We start from the raw sequence: 19,667 nt of genomic DNA, 5'->3' as shown, positions 1-19,667 counted from the left end.
CTACCGCCCAACCTGCCGCCTGATCCCCCTGCCGATCTCGTTGATTTTGGCAAGAACCGCCTCCTCGTCCAGACTGAGAAGGATTCTCTCCTTCATCACCACCCGGCCGTTGATCACCGAATGAACCACATCGGATCCCCTTGCCGCATAGACCAGATGCGAGGGGATGTTGTACATCGGCGTCAGATGCGGCTTGTCCAGATCGAGAACGATGAGATCGGCCTTTTTGCCAGGCGCAAGGCTGCCTATTTTATCCCCGGCCCCAAGAAGCGCGGCTCCGCCCAGGGTCGCCAGGGCAAGGGTCGTCTCGGCGCTCATCACCGTGGGATCGAGACGATGCACCTTGTGCAGTTTGGCCGCCGTATCCATTTCGCCGAACATGTCCACATCGTTGTTGCTGGCCGCCCCGTCGGTGCCCAGACCCACCGTCACCCCGGCCGCGAGCAGCTCCGGCACCGGCGCCACCCCGGAGGCGAGCTTCATGTTGCTTTCCGGGCAATGGGCAACCCTGACCCCGCGCTCGGCGAGAAGAGCGATCTCCTCTTCGTCGAGCACCACGCAATGGTCCGCGACAACCTGGCCGTCAAGAAGCCCCAGGGCGTCCAGATGCCTGACCGGCGTTTTGCCGTGCTGCCTGAGACAGCCTGCCACCTCGTCCCTGGTTTCGGCAAGATGGATCACGTACGGGGCGTTATGCCTTTCCGCCAGGCGTTTCAGGCGGGTGAGCAGATCCGGCGAACAGGTGTAGACGGCATGGGGATCAACGGTTATGGAGATGAGCGGGTGGTTGCGGTACTCGGCAAAAAGCTCCTCGACATAGGCGAAACCGTTTCCTGATTCACCATAGTTGGGGGAGGGAAAATCATAGAGCACCTCGCCGAGCCAGCCGCGCATCCCGGCATCCGCGGTGGCGCGCGCCACCTCCTTGGCAAAAAGGTACATGTCGCAAAAACAGGTGGTGCCGGACTTGATCATCTCGGCCATGGAAAGGAGGGAGGAATGGTAGACCATCTCGGCGGTGAGTTTTCCCTCCACCGGAAAGATATAGTCGTGCAGCCAGGTCATCAAGGGCAGATCGTCGGCCAGCCCCCTGAAGCAGGCCATGGCCGCATGGGTGTGCGTGTTGACGAGCCCGGGCATCACCAGGCCGTAGTCCGCCCCGAGCCGCTCGGCGTCGGGATAACGACCGGCCAGCACCGCGCGCGGGCCGACCGCGACAATGGTATCGCCGGCAACCGCCACGGCGCCGTCCTCGATCACCCTGTTATTTTCGTCCATGCTGAGGACGATTCCGGTCACCAGCAGATTCGCTTCACTTGTCGGCTCCATCGCCATCCCCTGTTATTCGTTGCTTGTCACAGTCGCTAAAATCTCCAGCAGCAGGCGCAGGAGCCTCCCCTCTGCCTTCCTTGTCTCTTCGATGATCTCCGTGAGGATGATGGGCTTGAAGTTGTCCGGGTCATTGACGTTTGAAACCACCGAAATGCCCAGCACCCTGAGTCCGGCATGGATGGCGACGATCACCTCGGGCACCGTGGACATGCCCACGCTGTCGGCGCCGCACCGACGCAGGTATCTTGTTTCCGCCGGCGTCTCCAGACTGGGACCCGGGATGGCCACATAGACGCCGGTGGCGATCCGCTTTAATCCCAGCCGTTCGGCGCAGGCCAGGGAGGAAGCTATCAATTGGCGGTCGTATGGCGCGGAAAGATCCGGGAAACGCGGGCCCCAGTCGTCGATGTTGGGGCCGCGCAGGGGATTGTCCGGGATAAAGTTGAGATGATCCTCAAGGATCATGAGGGTGCCGGGCGCAAAGTCCGGATTGAGACCACCGGCGGCGTTGGAGACGATCATGATCTTCGCGCCAAGCAGGGCCAGGACCCGGATCGGAAAGGTGAGTTCCCGGGTGGAATAGCCTTCGTAATAATGGAAGCGCCCCTGCAGGACGGCCACGGCTTTTCCGCACAGGCGGCCGAAAAGCAGATTGCCGGCATGGCTGGTCACCGTGGAGCGCGGAAAGTTGGGAATCATTTCGTAGGGCAGAACAAGATCCGCCTCGATCCTTTCCCCAAGCCCGCTCAGGCCCGTGCCCAAGACCAGAATGACTTCCGGGGCTTCCGTTATCCTTTGCCGCAAAAAGGTTACGGCTTCATCGACTTTTGCCTTGAACGCTTCCATTGTTCCCCACCCGCGGCGAAAATCAGGAATACAACCGCTTATATCCTTTCCATGGGCAGCCTGATGGTGAAGGTCGTCCCCCTGCCCGCCTGCGACTGAAAGGTAAGGCTGCCGCGGTGGCTTTCCTCGATGATCTGCTTGCAGGAGATGAGCCCCAGGCCGCTGCCTTCGGGCTTGGTGGTGAAATGGGGCTGAAAAACCTTCCCCTGCAGCGCCTCGGCAATGCCCTGCCCCTGGTCAATGACCCGGATCACCGCCATCCCCTTCTCCTGGCCGAGGTCAATGATGATTTCGCTTGCCGGCTGGCTTGCCTGGGCGCCGTTCACCACCAGATTGACCAGGACCCTGCGCAGGCCCAGGGAAGAAAAGGGGAAATCCGGCAGGCTGCCCGCGACCTTCACCTTGATTCCACGGCCGCCGATGTCGGGATGCAACGGCCAGGCCGTTTCCTGCAGCTCGGCAAGCAGGACCGGCAACGAATCCCTGACAATGGGGGTGATGCACTGCTGGCGCTTGACATGGGCCAGGGCCCGCTCCATGAGGGCGAGCAGATTCTCCCGGGCCTTGATCATGCAGGCGAGATAGGCGTCTCCGCCCGGGGCCGGCTCCTGGCGTTGAAGCACCTCAAGGAGGTGCAGGGGGGTGAGCAGATTCTTCATGTCATGGACCAGGATGTTGATCTGCTCGAATTCCTGGGCCAGAATCTCGCCGTCGCGGCGGATCCGTTTGCTCAGGGTCTGCATCATGGCGACCAGGGACTTGGGCTGCTGGGCAAAGTATTCGGCGAAAACCGTGTAGGGAACCCGGAGAAGCACGGAGTCTTCAAGGGCGGCGACGCTGGCGGAACGTGGCTGTTTTTCGATGATGGCCATCTCGCCGATGTAATTGCCGGGCCGGATGATGTCGATCACCCTGTTTCCCCGGAATATCTTCAGCAGGCCGCTGAGGAGAATGTACATCTCCTGGCCCTGCTCCCCCTCGCGGAAAAGCACTTCTCCGCTGGCAAGCGGCACCTTCTTGACCTTTCTGGCAAAGGAGTTCAACTCCTCTTCGGAAAAAAAATGAAAGAGATCGATCTGTTTCAGCGGTTCAACGAGTTCTGATCCTTTCAAGTCCGGCCTATCCCATAGAGTCACAAAGCTTTAAAAATATTGGCCATTGTCCGTCACACCGGCATTATAGCACAGGCAAACCCAAGATCCGCAAGAAATTAGAGGGCATGCGCCGCCACAAAGGATTTCACCGTGGCGATCTCGGCCGCCACCACCTCGCAGCGGCTCTCCTTGCCGGCCAGCGCGGCAAGAGCCGGCGGCAGCTCCGGCTCCCTGCCGATGGCCTGTTTCACCGCCGCGCCGAACTTGGCCGGATGGGCGGTGGCAAGACAGATCAGGGGCACGCCCTCCTCGCGGCAGGCAAGGCCTGCCTTGACCCCCACCGCGGTGTGCGGGTCGAGGATATAGCCATGCTCCTTGCAAAAGGAGCCGATGGTGGCGATGGTTTCCTCCTCGCTGACGCTCCGCGAGGCAAAGTCGGCGCGAACCCGTTCCTGGGCCGCATCGTCGAACTGCATGCTGCCGCTCCTGGCAAAGGCCTCCATCTCCCTGCGGGTCCGGTCGGCGTCCTCACCGTTCAAGTAATAGAGATAGCGTTCAAAGTTGCTTGCCACCTGGATATCCATGGAGGGGCTCACGGTCTGCACCACCTTGCCGAGGGAATAGTCGCCGTTCAGGACAAAGCGGCTGAGCAAATTGTTTTCATTGGTGGCCAGAATCAGGTTGCGGATTCGACCGGGCAGCAGGCGCCTTGCCACATAACCGGCGAAGATGTCGCCGAAATTGCCGGTGGGCACGGCGAAATCAACCTGGGGAACCTTCTCCTCGCCGCCAATCTTCAAGGCTGCGTAGACATAATAGACCACCTGGGCGAGGATGCGGGCCCAGTTGATGGAATTGACCGCGCCGAGGTTCAGCTTCTCCTTGAAGGGAATATCATTGAAGATCGCCTTGACGATGGCCTGGCCGTCGTCAAAGGTGCCGCGCACCGCCAGATTGAAGACGTTGGCGTCGGTGACCGTGGTCATCTGCAGTTCCTGGATCGGGCTCACCCGCTTGTAGGGGTGGAGGATGAAGATATTGATGCGCTCCTTGCCCCGTACGCCGTAAATGGCGGCACTGCCCGTATCACCGGAGGTGGCGCCGAGGATGTTCATCCTGCCGCCGGACTTCTTGAGAAGATACTCGAAGACATTGCCGAGAAACTGGAGGGCCACGTCCTTGAAGGCCAGGGTCGGGCCATGGAAAAGCTCCACGATATGGCAGTCGCCGTGCTTGACCAGCGGGGTGACCTCCTTGTGACTGAAGGTGCTGTAGGAGCGGTCGATCAGCTCCTTGAGGTCGGCGGCCGGGATATCGTCGACAAAACGGCTGAGTACGGCAAAGGCCAGATCCGGATAGGAGAGGCTCCGCCACTTTTCCAGGGTTTCGGCGGCCACCGCCTCGATGCGCTCCGGCAGCAGCAGGCCGCCGTCCGTGGCCAGGCCCATCATCACGGCCTCGGTGAACGATACCGGGGCGATGCCGCCCCTGGTGCTGATATATTTCATGACTCTCCTCACTTGTTCGTTTTCCAGGTGTAGTGTGTTACCGGGCTCGCCAGGCGGGACGCTTACCTGCGGACAAGCAGGCTTTTGCTTTCCATCTCGCTTGGAATCGGCAGCCCCATCAGATCCAGGATGGTGGGCGCGATGTTGGTCAGGGTGCCGCCGTCGGCAAGCCCAAGGCCCTGCTCCGCCGCTCCAACCATGAGAAGGGGGACGGGGTTGGAGGAATGGGCGGTGATCGGGCCGCCGGTGTCCTTGTCGATCATCAATTCGGCATTGCCGTGATCGGCGGTGATCAACGCCACGCCGCCCAGTTCGGTGAATCTGGCGACCAGCCGGCCGATGCACTGATCCACCGCCTCGCAGGCCTTGATGGCCGCGGCCATGATCCCGCTGTGACCGACCATGTCGCCGTTGGCGAAGTTCAGGACCACCAGGCTGTAGGGATTGTCATGGAGCCGCGCGAGCAGCTCCTCGGTAACCTGAAAGGCGCTCATTTCCGGCTTCAGATCATAGGTGGCCACTTCCTTGGGCGAGGGGATCAGGGCCCTGTCCTCCAAAGGAAAGGGCTCCTCGCGGCCGCCGTTGAAAAAATAGGTGACATGGGCGTATTTCTCCGTTTCCGCGATGCGCAGCTGCCTGAGGCCGTGGCTGCTCACCTCCTCGCCGAGGATCCGGCTCAGGGAAACCGGCGGAAAGGCGGCGGGCAGTCCGAAATCCTTCTCGTAGATGGTGAAGGTGACAAATTCCGCAAGCCGCGGTCTTTTTTGCGCGGGAAAGCGGGAAAATTCCCGGTCGCAGAAGGCATGGGTCAACTGACGGGCCCGATCGGCCCGGAAGTTGAAAAAGATTACTGAGTCGCCGTCATCCACCGTGGCAATGGGCAAACCAGCCTCGCTGATCACCGTCGGCTTGATGAACTCGTCGGTTTCCCCGCGCCTGTAAGCCGCCGCCACCGCCGCCTCGGCGCTTTCCGCCGCATGAGCGCCCTTGCCGTCCACCAGGGCCTGCCAGGCCAGGGCAAGCCGCTCCCAGCGGTTGTCGCGATCCATGGCGTAATAGCGGCCGCAGACCGTGGCGATACGGCCCACGCCGTTACGGGCGATGGCCGCCTCAAGCTCGCCGATGTAGCCTTGCCCGCTCTTGGGCGGGGTGTCGCGGCCGTCCATGAAGGCGTGGACAAAAACCTTGGCAAGGCCTTTTTTTCTTGCCATCTCCAGGAGAGCAAACAGATGATTCAGGTGGCTGTGCACACCGCCGTCCGAAACCAGGCCGAAAAGGTGCAGGGCGCTCCCCCGGGCGAGAACCCTGTCCATGGCGCCGCTCAACACCCTGTTTTCATGGAAGGCGCCGGTGGCGATATCCCGGTTGATCCGGGTGAAATCCTGATAGACGATTCTGCCGGCGCCGATGTTGAGATGTCCCACCTCGGAGTTCCCCATCTGGCCTTCTGGCAGGCCGACCGCGCCGTTGTGCGCCACCAGGGTGGTGAAGGGAAACTCGCGCCGCCAGCGGTCCATGTTCGGGGTGTGGGCCTGGGCAACGGCGTTTCCTTCAACCTCTTCGCGATGGCCCCAGCCGTCCAGAATGGCAAGCAGCACCGGCGTGACGTTCTTCATGGCTTCTCCCTAGTCTTGAAAATTATGCCTTGCTCTCCTCGGCAACCACCAGGCGGGGGGCATCGTGCCACAGGCCTTCCAGGTCGTAAAACCCTCTGGTCTCGCTGTAAAAGATATGCACCACCACGTCGTTGTAATCGAGCAGCACCCAATGGCCTTCGCTCAGCCCTTCCGTGCTCTCGTTGCTGATCTTCTTATGACGCAGAGCCTCGTCCACCGCCTGGGCCAGACCCTGCACATGCCGGGTGGAGCGGCCGCTCATGATGACAAAAAAATCGGCAAAGGAGGAAATGCCCCGCACGTCGAGGATGACCAGATCTTCGGCCTTCTTATCCAGAGCCGCCCTGGCCACGATCTGCGCAAGCTCCTGCCCGGATTTCCCGCTGATACTCTTATGAACCTTTTTCATTATAACTCCTGGCGCCGATGCCGGATCGAACGCAAGGCCGGAAAGGCCATGGCGCGACCGGAATCCCTTTACGGTTGTTGCCTTTTCGCTCACTCCACAAAACAGGAAGCAATGGAAAGGGGAGGCCTATCATAAATGGCACGGCGAAATCTGGCAACCAGAGAGTTCTTCCCAAGGGGAAGAAAATTACGTGGGAACCGGCTGATATCCGGGCCATTGACGAGGAGACGGAGCAGGCCGCGGAACCAACGGAAGAAGATCAGACGCCGCGTCTTTGCCAGACGGTTTCGATGAGGGCGGTCAGCTTCTGCATCTCAAATGGCTTTGCGCAATACTCATCCATGCCGGCATCCAGACACTGCTCCCGATACCCCTGCATGGCATGGGCGGTAAGGGCGATGATGGGGATATGCCCGCCACGCTCCTTTTCCAGTGCCCGGATTGCGGCGGTTGCGGCAAAGCCGTCCATTTCCGGCATCTGAATGTCCATGAGAATGAGATCGAACGATTCCCGCGCAAAGGCATCAATGGCCTCGTGGCCGTTGCCCGCCACCGTCACCCTATGGCCGTTTATGGCAAGCATCCGTTCAACCAGACGCTGATTCGCGGGATTGTCCTCCGCCACCAGAATCCTGAGCGGCGTTACCGCGGCCCTGGCCGGCTCCTCCTCCGCCCCGCCCGCCACGGGCGGCCCGGAGGAAAAGCCGGCTATCCTGTCGAGAACCCCGACCAGTTGGATGAGCTTCACCGGTTTGGCGAGGAAATGGTCAACAAGGGCGGAATCATTCAATCTGCTGCGCCGCTCATCCTTTTGCTGGCCGGATGAAACCAGCAAAACAACAGGCAACGCGCCGCCCTCCAGGGCCCGAAGTCCGGCGCTGAAACTGAAACCGTCCATGCCGGACATTTCCGCCTCAACCAGGACAAAGGAGAAGGGCAGACCAACCTGTTGCGCCTGCGTGAAAAAGGCCATGCCGGCAGGGCCGCTTTCCGCGCTGATCACGGAAAGCTCCAGATCCGCCAGGGTTCTGGCCAGCAGCCGTCTGCTGGCCCTGCCCTCGGCCACGAGGAGGACCCTTTTGTCCCGCACCGCCTCCTTGATCTTTGCCAGCCCCGACGCCGGTTGTTCCGCCGCGACTCCCATCGGGACAAGGCATTGAAAACAGCTCCCCTGCCCGGGAGTGCTGGTGAATTCGATGCGGCCGCCCATCATCTCCACAAGCTGCCGGCAGATGGCGAGCCCAAGACCGGTGCCGCCATACTGACGACTGTAGGAGCCATCGAGCTGGGAGAAGGACTTGAACAGCTTCCCATGGGCCTCTCGCGGAATCCCGATGCCGGTATCCTCGACCTCGATGCGCAGCAGGATTTCTTCGCCGTTCCGCCCGGAACCCTGCTCCGGTTCACGGCTGACGCTGATTCCCACCGACCCTTTCGGGGTAAACTTTACGGCGTTGCCGAGCAGGTTGACCATGACCTGACGCAACCGGACCGGATCGCCGACCAGTCGGGGAGGAAGATCCAGGGAAACATGGGAAGCGAGATCAAGGTGCTTGCCCTGCGCAGGCAGGGCAAGCATGCCGGCGACCTCCTCCACCAGATCGCGGATGGCAAATTCCTTGCGGTCAATGGTGAGCTTGCCGGACTCTATCTTGGAAAAATCAAGAATGTCGTTGATGATCTGGAGGAGCGATTCCGCGGAAGAATTGATGATCTCCGCGTATTCGGCCTGCTCTTTGTTCAGCGGGGTATTGCGCAACAACTGGCTCATGCCGATGACGCCGTTCATGGGGGTGCGGATTTCATGGCTCATGTTGGCCAAAAATTCGCTCTTCAGGCGGTTGGCCCGTTCCGCTTCGAGGCGGGCGTCATCAAGTTCCCTGTTCACCTCGATGAGATGTTCGGTCCGCTCCTGCACCCGCCGCTCCAATTCCTCCTGATGGGCCATGATCTCGCGCCGCGAGACACGCAGGGCCGCAACCATGCCATGGAAGGTTTTCAGAAGCTCGCCGATTTCATCGTCACGATCCAGGGCAAGGACGACCTTGTCCATTTCGCCCTTGCTCACCAGACGACTGGAATCAATCAGGCGGGAAAGCGGGTCGAGAAAGAGCCGCTTGAGGCCGAAAAAGAGCAGCAGAGAGACGAAGAGCACCGTGGCCATGGTGACGGCGAAGATCAGGGTCCGGAGATTCCGCCCCACCTCCAGCAGGTCCCGCTCCGGCATGATGGCGCCAAGCCAGAGATCCGCGTCGAGCCGCCGCAGTTTCACATAGGCCGGTTCCGCGGTCAGCCCCTTGAGGAGAACATAATCCCCGCCGGAATTCCGCAGTGTCTGCCAATGGGAAGCGGAAAGCCGGGCCGGCAACCTCTTTTCCCGCCCTTCAAAAAACACGGTTCCGGTGGAATCACAGAAAAAAATCGATCCGCTTGCGCCGATCTTCGTCTCCGCCGCCGGTTCGGAGAGAAAGGTCGGCTCAATGGTCAGAACAAGGTATCCCATGAGCCGTGACGCGGCCAGCGGACCCTCCTGGGCTTTATCGGTAAAGAAGAGCTTCTTGGCAAGGTAGAAGGCCAGCCGGTCGTTGTCGGCATTGATTTCAAGCTGCGGAAAGATCGGCGCGGAGGAATCCCGCATTCGTGAAAACCACGGGCTCTGCCCCTCGTCTTCGTGGCGATTGCCCAGTCCTTCCCGGGCAAAACGCGCATCCTCGTACCCGTCCGGCAGCAGCACCCGCATCTCGTAGTACTCCGGATAGGCCTCCATGTATCTGGCGAACTGGGTGAGCAGCGGGGTTTGAAAAATTGCGTAGCGGGCTTCTTCCTCCGGCACCAGCAGGTAGCTGCGCAACAGCTCCGCGCGGGCGAACAGCTCAAGATTGGCCCGGCAGTTGGCCAGATAGACGCGCACGCCGTCCCCCACCTGGCCGAGAAGGGAGTCCGCCTGGGCAAAGGCGGTTTCCCGTGAATGGCCGGCCAGATGCGCCGAGGCAAACCAGCCGGTTGCCAGGAAAGGCACGGCGATCAGGGGCAGAAGGACTAAGCTGATTTTGGCTCGTAGCTTCATGGCAGGTCTGAACCGTCAAGGATATGGCGTCCGGCCATCAACGTAATCCCTCGGAGGCGCGCAGATAAATGGTGTTATAACGTTTCTGCACCCGGGCGGGCAGGGGCAGATAAAATTCCGATCTGGCAAGGGTCTCGGCATCCGGCCAGATGGCCGGGTTCCGCAGGTGCCCGGCCGGCAGCTTTGCCTTGGCCGCCAGGTTCGGCGTGGCATGATATATATACTCAGCCAGTTGCGCTCCATTTTCCGGTTCATTCAGGAAGTTGATAAACGCCATGGCAAGCTCCTGTCTGGCGGAATGCCGCATGACCAGCAGGGAATCAAGCCAGATACAGGTTCCTTCCACCGGCGCGGCATAGGCGATATCGGCATTGAACTCGCGCAGGGCCACCGCGTCACCACTGTAGACCAACGCCATGGCGATTTCGCCGCTCACCAGCTCGGAGTCCTCGCCAAGGGAAGGATAGCTGTATTTTTTCACAAACGGCTTCTGGGCCAGCAATACCTTTTCCGCGGCGTCGAGTTCCTCGGGCCGGTCGCTGTTCAGGGAATAGCCGAGCATTTTCAGAGCCGGGACAATGGCGTCCCGCTGATCCTTGATCATGAGAATTTTGCCGCGCAACGCCTCTGCCGGGGCAAGCAGCTGCCGCCAGCCGACAACCTCGCCCGGGACCAGATCCCGCCGATAGGCAATCCCCATGGTCCCCCAGGCGAAAGGAACCGCATGGCGCATGAGTTCGGGATTTCTCTTGGCCCAGACCGGATCGATGTGGCTGAGATTGGGAATACGTTTTTCGTCGACCGGGGCGAGCCACTTCCGTTGCAGATACGCCTGGGCGGGCAGCATGCTGGCCAGGACCACATCATAACCCTTGCCGCCGGTGAGAGAAAGCAGGCGGCCCAGCTCCTCTTCTGTTTCGTAATAGACCTGCCGGACCGTGACCCCGTGCTTCTCCTGGAATTTCCGGATCAGATCCTGATCCATGTAGTCGCTCCAGTTGAGAAAGATCAGCTCCCTGGCCGATGCGTCCTCCGCCGCCGTGGCCAACGGCGTCGCCACGGACAAAACGCCGCAGAGCAGGATAAGAAGCGTCGCCAGCCCGCGGCGGCGAAAACCCCAGCCGAAAAGAAAACGCCGGCCCGGCCCCCTGGCACGGAGCCACCCCCAAAGAAGGCTCTTGTTTTTTCCGGGCACAGAAAGATGCGACATGGAACTCCTCGAAGATATTTCAAAAGCTGGGCATGGGGACTGTCCCCCACTTGTGGTTGTCCGTGGTGATTACCAGAGATACCATTTTTCGTGAGGCGGCATCAAGATCAACAAGCAGGACAGGCCGCCGCCTCAACCCGATGTCGAACAGATGTTCCGCGGAAACCATCTCCCCGCGCCTGTCTTCGACCCGAATGAAAATGAGGCGTTCGACATCGTAATCGGTCTCCAGCGTTCCCCAGGTCCGCACGAAATTATAAAAAATTCGGAAAAACCTGCCAAGCCCGCCCTGAAATTTATGCTGATGCCATTCAAGAATCTCGGGGAACCGTTCGATCATCTGGTCGGAGAATCGCCTGTCTTCCTCGGTGAGCAGGGCATTGAGAAAAAAATCTCCGGGCAGGAGATACACGGCATTCGCCCCGACACCGGCCAAGATCTCCCGCACCTCGGCATTGGCGAGGCCTGCCTGATACACGGCGCGGATTTCATCGTCAGGCCGGGGAAATACCGAAACAAGCGGCGGGGCATCCACGCCCTGAATCACCCGCACCCTGCCGACCGCATGGTCGCGGACCCCCAGGGCCAGCAAGACGGCGAGGAGAATGCTCAGAAGATACGCCACCACGAGCGCAAGCCATTTCGGGTGAATCCAACCGAACACCAGCCGAAAAAAACGCCCGCCTGGTTCCCCTGGCAAAAACATCGGCGTATTCGCCATATACCTCTCGTACACCTCCGGATGCTCCCCCATCATCCGCCATTCCTCGTGGCGGGCCAGCAGGTAGTAAACAAACAGCATGGTTATATAGAGAACCAGCACGATGAAGCGCGGCCAGTAAAGCAGCAGACCGAAGCCGGAAATGGCGAGAAAGAGGTACTGGGGATGGCGGATCCTGGCGTAAAAACTCAGCCGCACCACCCCTTTCCCGGTGAATCTGCCGTAATAGAGCGGAACCGCGGCGGCGAAAAACAGAAAAAGACCGACAAACAAGAGTACCTGCAGATAGGAAACCGCCTCAAGAAGCGGGTCGTCAAGAAAGACCAGATGCGGCAGAAAAAATTCGGTTGTCCAGCCGGTTATGGGATGGGCGGCGAGGGTATTGAGAATAGGACCATACACGGAGTAAAAATAGAGGGCGAACGGCGAAATCATGATGATGATTTCCACGCCGATCAAAAAATAAGCCAGGGCTGTTGCCAGGACAAGGACTTTCCCTCTTTTTCCGATCACACGCATCCGCTGTCACCTTTTCCACGAAAACAAAGGCCCTCCCGGCAAAGTCCGCTCATGGGGGAACATCCGCCAGGACGGAACTACCTGGCGGCCCTGAGTTCGGCCAACGCCTTTTCCAGCGCCGCCTTCGACGCCTGCAGCTCCTGCTCCGTATTTTTCCTTTCCGTCACATCGAGCCGATATTGAATGATCTGGCGCAGGATCCCCTGCTTATCGAAAATCGGATGCGCGTGGATCTCGTAGTGGGTTTCCCTTCCCCGGCCGTCACGATCGACATGGGCAAGGACAAAAGACTTCCTTTCCCTCTGCACCACCTCGAAGGGATAGAGGGGGTCAGGGGTCAGGCAGGCGCAGATCGGGCCTTCCGACCCGGGCGGGCAGCCCTTCATCCCCGGAAAACAACGCTTTGCCGCGGAATTGGCCAGAACTACGCCATACTCCCGGGCATCCACCACGAAAAAGGGATGGGGCAGGGCCTCGATGAGACCCTGCAGAAACCTGTTCTGTTCGTTGACTTTCTCCTCGGTCTGTTTGCGCTTTGTCACATCATTGATGATGACGATGGTGGAGTCGCCGCCTTCGTCCCTGACCGGTAAAAATTGCAGGGAAACCCGGCGGCCGTTCAACAGAACGGGCGTCTCCTCGGGAATGCTCTTGAACAGGGCGGTGCCGCAGTGGAGCACCCGTTCGACGAGATCCCGGGAATAGCCGGCGAAAATTTCACAGAAGTCGGCGCCCAGAAGGTTTTCCTCGGCGACTCCGATCATGTTCGCGGCGGCGGGATTGACGAAGATCAGCTTCAGGTCGGGGGCATATTCCAGAATCCCTTCCGACATGTTGTTGAGAATCACCTCGAAATGCCTGCGGGAGGCGATAAGCTCCCGAGTGATCTCACGGCGCGCCACCTCATGCAGCCCGAGGATATCCCGGGAACCCGGCCCCCGCCCCTCGTTTTGCTCGGCCATCTCAAGGACGCGGACGATATGCCTGGCAAGCCCCTCCATATTCCCTTTGGCAATGCAGGCATCAGCCCCCAGCGCGACGAAATCGAGATCATCCTCCGCGGCGATGGCGGAGAGAATCACGAGAAAAACCCCTTGCAGATGCGGCATGTTCCTGATGATGCGGCAGAGTTTTTCCCCGCTGATATTGGGCATCACCAGATCGACGAAGATGAGATCGGGGACAAAGTCTTTGAGAACGTCAAGAGCCCGGAGCCCATCCTCGGCAATGCGCACCTCATGGCCATCCTTTGCCAGCAGGTTGGCCACCAGCTTCAACACCACGGGCTGGTTATCGACAACCAGTATCTTCTTGCCCATTCTTCTTCCCCCCAACCGTGACGATCTCGGAAAAGCCTCCGAAGGAGTGAGGCCCGAGAAGACGAATCAAAAAGTTACCGAGCAATACCCGCCACAATCGCGCCTGGTCCCGGTTGCAACGCCGTAAAAGGTGAATCGCCAGGCAGGCCGCCATGGGGGCTGTACCTCCGGCACGCAAGGCCGGCACCCTTACCTGAGTTAAGTATAGCATAGCCGGAAAAGGAATCAGAACTCTTGTTTGAGAAAGCCAAGAAAAGCATCGTGCCAGTCCCTCGGTTCGGCAAGATGGCAGGGATGGGGCGCCCCTTCGATGACATGCTTGCGGCAGCCCGCGATTTTCCGGGAAAGCGGTTCCGCGTTCGCGGGAGGGGAAACAGTATCCTCGCTGCCCCAGATCACCGGACAGGGGAGCGTGCGCCAGGGCAAACTCCAGACTGACTCTGCCGCCCTTGGCGGCCGCCCCTTAACTTTTTTGCAATTTGACTTCTGAACAAGGTGGGGTATAATCTCGCACCAATCAATGATAAATTCGTAAAAGTCAGACAATTACGCTGTTCTCGTGACAAGGGAAATATCCACTGATTTTCCGCAGATATTAACTGTATCAAGGAGTCGTTATGCAAAGTTCCCTGCGCTGGAAGGTTTTACTGCTGCTTTTTTTGACCGTTTTCTGCGGCATGACCGTTCTCCCCTCTTTCCAGCCGGTGCCGTCCTGGTGGCAGAAATATCTTGCCCCGGCGGGCCTCCGCCTGGGCCTCGATCTGCAGGGCGGCATGCATCTGGTCCTCAAGGTCAACCTTGAAAAGGCCATTGAAAACAACCTTGATCTCGCTGTTCAGGATTTAAAAGAGGCCCTGGCGGAAAAAAAGATCACCGTGGTGCGCAACGCCACCGCCGATACCCACAAGGCCATGCTGACCCTGCCCAACACCGGGGCGCTGGAAACGGTGAAACAGACCATCAAGGACGACTTCCCCGACCTTGCCAGCGAAATCCAGGCGGAGCAGGACGCCTTTCCCCGCATTACCCTTGCCCTGAAACAGGAAAAGATCGATTTCATCAACAACAAAGCGGTTGATCAATCCCTGGAGATTCTCCGCAACCGCATCGACCAGTTCGGCGTGGCCGAGCCGGTCATCGTCCGCCAGGGCGCCGACGAGATCATCATCCAGCTGCCCGGGGTCAAGGATCCCGGCCGCGCCTTGAATCTCATCGGCCGCACCGCCCAGCTCGAATTCAAGATGGTGGAAGACGCTTCGGGCCTCAACCTGCCCCAGCTGATCGGTCAGGCCATTCAGGCGGGCCAGTGGCAGGAGGGCGGCAGCCGCAAGCAGCTCAACCTTGCCCTGCAGAGCAGGCTGCCGGCCGGCACGGAGATTTATTTTGAAAAAGAGGTGGACAAGACCACCAAGAAGGAAAGCAAAACCCCCATTCTCCTGAAAAACCAGATCCTGATGACTGGCGATATGGTCAAGGACGCCCAGGTCCGGGTGGGCGGCAGCTTCAACGAACCCTATGTCAGCCTGGACCTCACCGGCCGCGGCGGCAAGATCTTCGGCCAGGTGACCGAGAGAAACGTGGGCCAGCGGCTGGCCATCGTCCTTGACGAGGTGGTGCGCTCCGCCCCGGTGATCCGGGAAAAAATCCTCGGCGGCAGCGCCCAGATCTCCGGCAGCTTCAGCTACGAGGAGGCCGCGGACCTGGCCATCGTCCTCAGGGTCGGCGCCCTGCCCGCCCCGGTTGAGATCGTCCAGAACCTCACGGTCGGCGCCTCCCTGGGCAAGGACTCCATTCAGAAGGGGCTGATGGCCGGCCTGCTCGGCACCGCCCTGGTCTTCGCCTTCATGCTCGTCTACTACCGCCTCTCCGGCGTCATCGCCAACAGCGCGGTCATCCTCAACATTCTCATGCTTTTTGCCGGCCTGGCCATGATGGGCGGCACCCTCACCCTGCCCGGCATCGCGGGCATCATCCTCTCCATCGGCATGGCGGTGGACGCCAACGTCCTCATTTTCGAACGGATGCGGGAGGAGTTCGCCCTGGGCAAATCGGTGAAATCAGGCGTTGAAGCCGGCTACAGCCTGGCGTTGTCCACCATCGTCGACGCCCAGGTCACCACCCTGATCACCTCGCTGGCCCTCTTCCTCTTCGGCACCGGCCCCATCAAGGGCTTTGCCATCACCCTCTGCCTGGGCATCATCTTCAACCTCTTCACCACCCTCTTCGGCACCAAGCTGGTCTATGACGTCATGCACGCGAAAAAGGCGCTGAAGCCGCTCAGGTTCATGCAGCTCCTCAGCAAGCCCAATCTGGATTACATGGGCGTGCGCAAATACACTTTCGCCTTTTCCGCGGTGGTGACCCTCATCGGCCTTATCGCCTTTGTCCAGATCCTGCGCGGCCAGGCGAACATGGGCGTTGATTTTTCCGGCGGCGTCATCCTCCAGTACCAGGCAAGCCAGCCTTTTGCCCTGGGCGAGGTGCGCAAGGCCCTTGACAGGAGCGAGCTGGGCAGCCTTGATCTTCAGAAGGTCGAGGGGGAGAACCGCCTCATCGTCAAGATGAAGAAATCGGAAAAGGTGCTGGGCCACATCACCGAGGCCATCACCAGCCGGCTCAACACCGCCCTGCCGGATGCGCGGTTTACCATGGAAAGCCAGTCGGAGATCGGCGCCTCGGTGAGTTCCGCCCTCAGGGACAAGGCGCTGCTCGCCATCGCCCTGGCCATGCTGGGGGTCATGCTCTACCTGGCCTTTCGCTTCGATTTCCGCTTCGGCATTGCCGCGGCGGCCTCCACCTTCCACGACGTTCTCGCCGTTCTTGCTCTCTGCTGGCTGATGGACATCGAGGTAACCCTGCTCATCATCACCTCGCTGCTCACCCTGGCCGGCTATTCCCTGAACGACACCGTGGTCGTTTTTGACCGGATCAGGGAAAACATCAAAAAATCCCCGGACACCAGCCTCTTCGCCACCATCAACCTCAGCGTCAACGAGGTGATGGGCCGGAGCATCATCGCCTCCCTGACCACGGCCCTGACCCTGGTGGCCCTCTTCTTCCTGGGCGGCTCGGTGATCCACGACTTTTCCTTCACCCTGCTCATCGGCATCATCTTCGGCACCTACTCCTCCATCTTCGTGGCGGCGCCGCTCCTGACCTTCTGGCAGAAAAAAATGGAACTCTAAGGCAATGGCCAACCCTGTTCTGCCGGAAAACTTCCGAAAGCTTGCCGACGGCGAAAAATTCCGCTTCAAATGCCACCCCGGCGTTCCCTGCTTCACCGACTGCTGCCGGCAGCTTGACCTGGTCCTCACGCCCTATGATGTGCTTCGCATAAGCCGGCGGCTCAACCTTGCCGCCAGTGATTTTCTCGCCCGGCATGCCATCATCGAAACAGAGGACGGCTTTGCCTTTCCCCATGTCTTCCTCGCCATGGTGGATGACGGCAGGGCAAGCTGCCCCTTTGTCGGGCCGGAAGGCTGCCGGATCTATGCGGACCGCCCCGGCGCCTGCCGGACCTACCCCTTGGGCCGCGGCGCCTTTCTGACCCCGGACGGCCAACGGCACGAGATCCACGTGCTCCTGAGCGAACCGCACTGCAAGGGCTTTTCCGAAAGTGAGGATCAGGATGTCGCCGCCTGGAACAACGACCAGGATCTTCTGACCTACAACGCCATGAACGACGAGATCATGGCCATCCTCCAGCACCGGCGGCTCAAGGACGGCTTCGCTCCCGGCGAGCAGGAGGTCAAGGCCTACCTCCTGGCCCTCTACCGGCTCGATGAATTCCGCGCCCGCCTGCTGGCCGGGACCCTTTCCCCGTCCCTGCCTCTCTCTCCGGAGGAAAGAGAAGCCCTGGCCGGCGACGACCTGGCCCTCCTCCGCTTCGGCATCGCCTGGCTGGAATATGCGCTCTTCGGATAACTCCATGCCGGAAAACAAGGAACAGAGAGGCAACCAGCCCGAACCGCCGCCCCTGGGTCGTAAGCTCACCGAACGGCTGTTCGCCATCTCCCGGGAATACTGCGAAAATGAAGGTGGCTGCCACGGCCCGGACCACACCGAACGGGTATACAATCTCTGCCTCCACATCGGCCGGCTGATGCATGCCCGCCTCGATATCCTGGGCGCCGCCGCCCTCCTGCACGACATCGGCCGTCAGCACGAGACCCGCAGCCAGGGCAGAGTATGCCATGCCCGCAAGGGGGCGGAAATGGCCGAGGCGATCCTTGCCGGCCTCGGTTTTTCCGTTTCGATGCGGAAAGAGATCCTGCACTGCATCGAAGCGCACCGCTACCGCAACGACATGGTTCCGGAAAGCCTGGAGGCCAAAATACTTTTTGATGCCGACAAGCTCGACTCCATCGGCGCCATCGGCATCGGCAGGGCCTTCCTCTTTGCCGGCCAGGTCGGAGCCCGCCTCCACAACCAGGGGGTGGATGTCGCCAGGACCTCTTCCTACAGCAGCGAAGACACGGCCTACCGCGAGTTCCTCGTGAAACTTTGCAGGATCAAGGACAAGATGCTCACCCCGGAAGGGAAACGGCTGGCCGCCGAGCGGCATGAGTTCATGGAGATCTTTTTCAAGCGCCTGGAAAAAGAGATCCACGGCAGCCCGGTTCCCGAGCCCCAAGAGAACCAGCGGTAGGACGCCCCTTGCGTCCCCGCGCGATAACCTTTGCCAAGACCAGCCGTGGAAACGACGAATCGCCTCGCCATCATCATCAAGGATCTCCGCCGCTCGCTGCTTTCCCTGGGGCTCACCCTTTTTTTGGGCTCCCTGGGCTATTACACGATTTCCGCCACCCTGCTGGCCGTAATCCAGGACCATCTTCACCAGCAGCTGGCCTTTTTCACCGTGGCGGGCCCCTTCCTCGCCCATGTCAAAATCTCGGTGGCCATGGCGCTCTTCACCTTCATGCCCTGGCTGATCTATTGCCTCTGGCGGGCCCTGGCCAAGCCTTTCAAGCTCTCCGCGGCCAACATCTTCTGGTTCGTGCTCTTCACCTGCCTGCTCTTTTACAGCGGCGCCGCCTTCTGCTATTTCGTGACCCTGCCGTACGGGGTCGATTTTCTCCTGGGATTCCAGACCGAGCAGTTAAAAGCAGTGATCTCCATTGACCAGTTCGTCACCTTTGTCGCCGTCTTCATCCTCGCCTTCGGCCTGATCTTCGAACTGCCCGTCTTCATGATCTTCCTGGCCAAAACAACACTGCTCTCCCGAGGCACCTTTGCAAAAAACCGCCGCTATGCCCTGCTGGTCATCAGCATCGTCGCCTCCCTTCTCACCCCCACCCCGGATATCGTCAACATGCTGCTCATGGGGGTGCCCCTTTACATGCTCTATGAACTTGGCATCATCGCCTTGAAGATGCTGCGGATCCCCTGAGCGGGAAAGACATTTGTCCGATATGGGACTGGAAACGAGAACGAAGCGCTGCCGAATCATCCTGCGCGCAATTCGGCGATTGCAGGAAAGAATCTTCTGTGCTATCTACTGGTTATTGATGCGGCAAGCCTCGGCCGACAGCGCTTACCCCACAAAAAAAGCCGTTGCATAACGATTCCGGCGCGGCGAGGCGGTCCTCCCCCATAACCAACGAGGCGGCAATGAATCCTTTCCGGGCCGAAATGATTCATTCCCAGCCATGGCAATGACCCCACGACGAACAGATGCCACCAAGCCGCTCACAGAGTGACAGCAAAAAACTCCTGATCTCCTCGATCCTGATCCTGGTCCTGCTCGGGGCATGGGCCATTTTCGGCCCCTATGGCGCGCTGAAATACTATCGGGTTGCAAAGGAACTCAACAAGGTTCTTGCCGATAATGAGGAGTTGCGCCTCAGCAATGAGGCGCTCCGCAAGGAAATCACCAAACTCAAGAAAGACCCGGTCCACCTCGAAGAGGTAGCCCGCCAGCAGTTCGGCCTCATCAAGAAAAATGAGGTCATCTACGACTTTCCCGAAAAGAAAAAACGGCACGAATAACCGGCCGTTGAAAAAATCGGCCCCTGCCCCGGCCGCCG

At 60.0% G+C, this 19,667-nt stretch carries 16 protein-coding genes; 5 read left to right on the top strand and 11 right to left on the bottom strand.

Annotated elements, in window-relative coordinates; translation table 11 throughout:
* The 11 genes from ACUUL3_RS04480 to ACUUL3_RS04430 all read right to left on the bottom strand — a co-directional run bounded on the left by ACUUL3_RS04480 (position 1) and on the right by ACUUL3_RS04430 (position 14,067).
* Positions 1 to 1,329 carry an amidohydrolase gene (locus ACUUL3_RS04480; protein WP_448554980.1) on the bottom strand — a complete coding sequence of 443 codons (1,329 nt, stop codon included), beginning with the start codon at positions 1,327 to 1,329 and terminating at the stop codon, positions 1 to 3.
* Positions 1,330 to 1,341: 12 nt separating this feature from the next.
* Positions 1,342 to 2,178: a purine-nucleoside phosphorylase gene (locus ACUUL3_RS04475; RefSeq protein WP_448554978.1), complete on the bottom strand. Its 837-nt coding sequence runs from the start codon at positions 2,176 to 2,178 to the stop codon at positions 1,342 to 1,344.
* Positions 2,179 to 2,216: 38 nt separating this feature from the next.
* Complete coding sequence (locus ACUUL3_RS04470; protein WP_448554976.1) at positions 2,217 to 3,290, bottom strand: ATP-binding protein; 1,074 nt, start codon at positions 3,288 to 3,290, stop codon at positions 2,217 to 2,219.
* 98 nt (positions 3,291 to 3,388) lie between these two features.
* On the bottom strand, positions 3,389 to 4,780 hold the full coding sequence (gene thrC, locus ACUUL3_RS04465; protein ID WP_448554974.1) for a threonine synthase: 1,392 nt from the start codon (positions 4,778 to 4,780) through the stop codon (positions 3,389 to 3,391).
* Between the two features lie 62 nt (positions 4,781 to 4,842).
* Positions 4,843 to 6,396, bottom strand: a complete 1,554-nt coding sequence (gpmI, locus tag ACUUL3_RS04460) for a 2,3-bisphosphoglycerate-independent phosphoglycerate mutase (protein ID WP_448554972.1) — start codon at positions 6,394 to 6,396, stop codon at positions 4,843 to 4,845.
* Positions 6,397 to 6,418: 22 nt separating this feature from the next.
* Entirely contained in the window at positions 6,419 to 6,805 is a 387-nt protein-coding gene (rsfS, locus tag ACUUL3_RS04455; RefSeq protein ID WP_448554970.1) for a ribosome silencing factor, read from the bottom strand.
* A 259-nt stretch (positions 6,806 to 7,064) separates the two neighbouring features.
* Positions 7,065 to 9,872 carry a response regulator gene (locus ACUUL3_RS04450; protein WP_448554968.1) on the bottom strand — a complete coding sequence of 936 codons (2,808 nt, stop codon included), beginning with the start codon at positions 9,870 to 9,872 and terminating at the stop codon, positions 7,065 to 7,067.
* 37 nt (positions 9,873 to 9,909) lie between these two features.
* Positions 9,910 to 11,082 carry an ABC transporter substrate-binding protein gene (locus ACUUL3_RS04445; RefSeq protein WP_448554966.1) on the bottom strand — a complete coding sequence of 391 codons (1,173 nt, stop codon included), beginning with the start codon at positions 11,080 to 11,082 and terminating at the stop codon, positions 9,910 to 9,912.
* A gap of 19 nt (positions 11,083 to 11,101) precedes the next feature.
* Positions 11,102 to 12,322 (bottom strand): methyltransferase family protein, encoded by a 1,221-nt coding sequence (locus tag ACUUL3_RS04440; protein ID WP_448554964.1) that lies wholly within the window; start codon positions 12,320 to 12,322, stop codon positions 11,102 to 11,104.
* A 77-nt stretch (positions 12,323 to 12,399) separates the two neighbouring features.
* Positions 12,400 to 13,641, bottom strand: coding sequence for a response regulator (locus tag ACUUL3_RS04435; protein ID WP_448554962.1), 1,242 nt, complete (start codon positions 13,639 to 13,641; stop codon positions 12,400 to 12,402).
* A 225-nt stretch (positions 13,642 to 13,866) separates the two neighbouring features.
* Positions 13,867 to 14,067: an alpha/beta fold hydrolase gene (locus ACUUL3_RS04430; protein WP_448554960.1), complete on the bottom strand. Its 201-nt coding sequence runs from the start codon at positions 14,065 to 14,067 to the stop codon at positions 13,867 to 13,869.
* 191 nt (positions 14,068 to 14,258) lie between these two features.
* Between ACUUL3_RS04430 and secD the strand changes: the two genes are divergently transcribed.
* The 5 genes from secD to ACUUL3_RS04405 all read left to right on the top strand — a co-directional run bounded on the left by secD (position 14,259) and on the right by ACUUL3_RS04405 (position 19,629).
* Entirely contained in the window at positions 14,259 to 16,826 is a 2,568-nt protein-coding gene (gene secD / locus ACUUL3_RS04425; protein WP_448554958.1) for a protein translocase subunit SecD, read from the top strand.
* 4 nt (positions 16,827 to 16,830) lie between these two features.
* Positions 16,831 to 17,565, top strand: coding sequence for a YkgJ family cysteine cluster protein (locus ACUUL3_RS04420; protein WP_448554956.1), 735 nt, complete (start codon positions 16,831 to 16,833; stop codon positions 17,563 to 17,565).
* 4 nt (positions 17,566 to 17,569) lie between these two features.
* Entirely contained in the window at positions 17,570 to 18,289 is a 720-nt protein-coding gene (locus ACUUL3_RS04415; RefSeq protein WP_448554954.1) for an HD domain-containing protein, read from the top strand.
* Between the two features lie 45 nt (positions 18,290 to 18,334).
* A complete protein-coding gene (tatC, locus tag ACUUL3_RS04410; protein WP_448554953.1) occupies positions 18,335 to 19,030 on the top strand; it encodes a twin-arginine translocase subunit TatC in 696 nt (231 codons plus the stop codon).
* Positions 19,031 to 19,314: 284 nt separating this feature from the next.
* Positions 19,315 to 19,629, top strand: a complete 315-nt coding sequence (locus ACUUL3_RS04405) for an FtsB family cell division protein (RefSeq protein WP_448554951.1) — start codon at positions 19,315 to 19,317, stop codon at positions 19,627 to 19,629.
* Positions 19,630 to 19,667: the final 38 nt, after the last annotated feature.

Source organism: Thiovibrio sp. JS02 (assembly GCF_053485635.1).
Note: the sequence above shows the minus strand (reverse complement) of the source record. Positions and strands in the feature narration are given on the sequence as shown.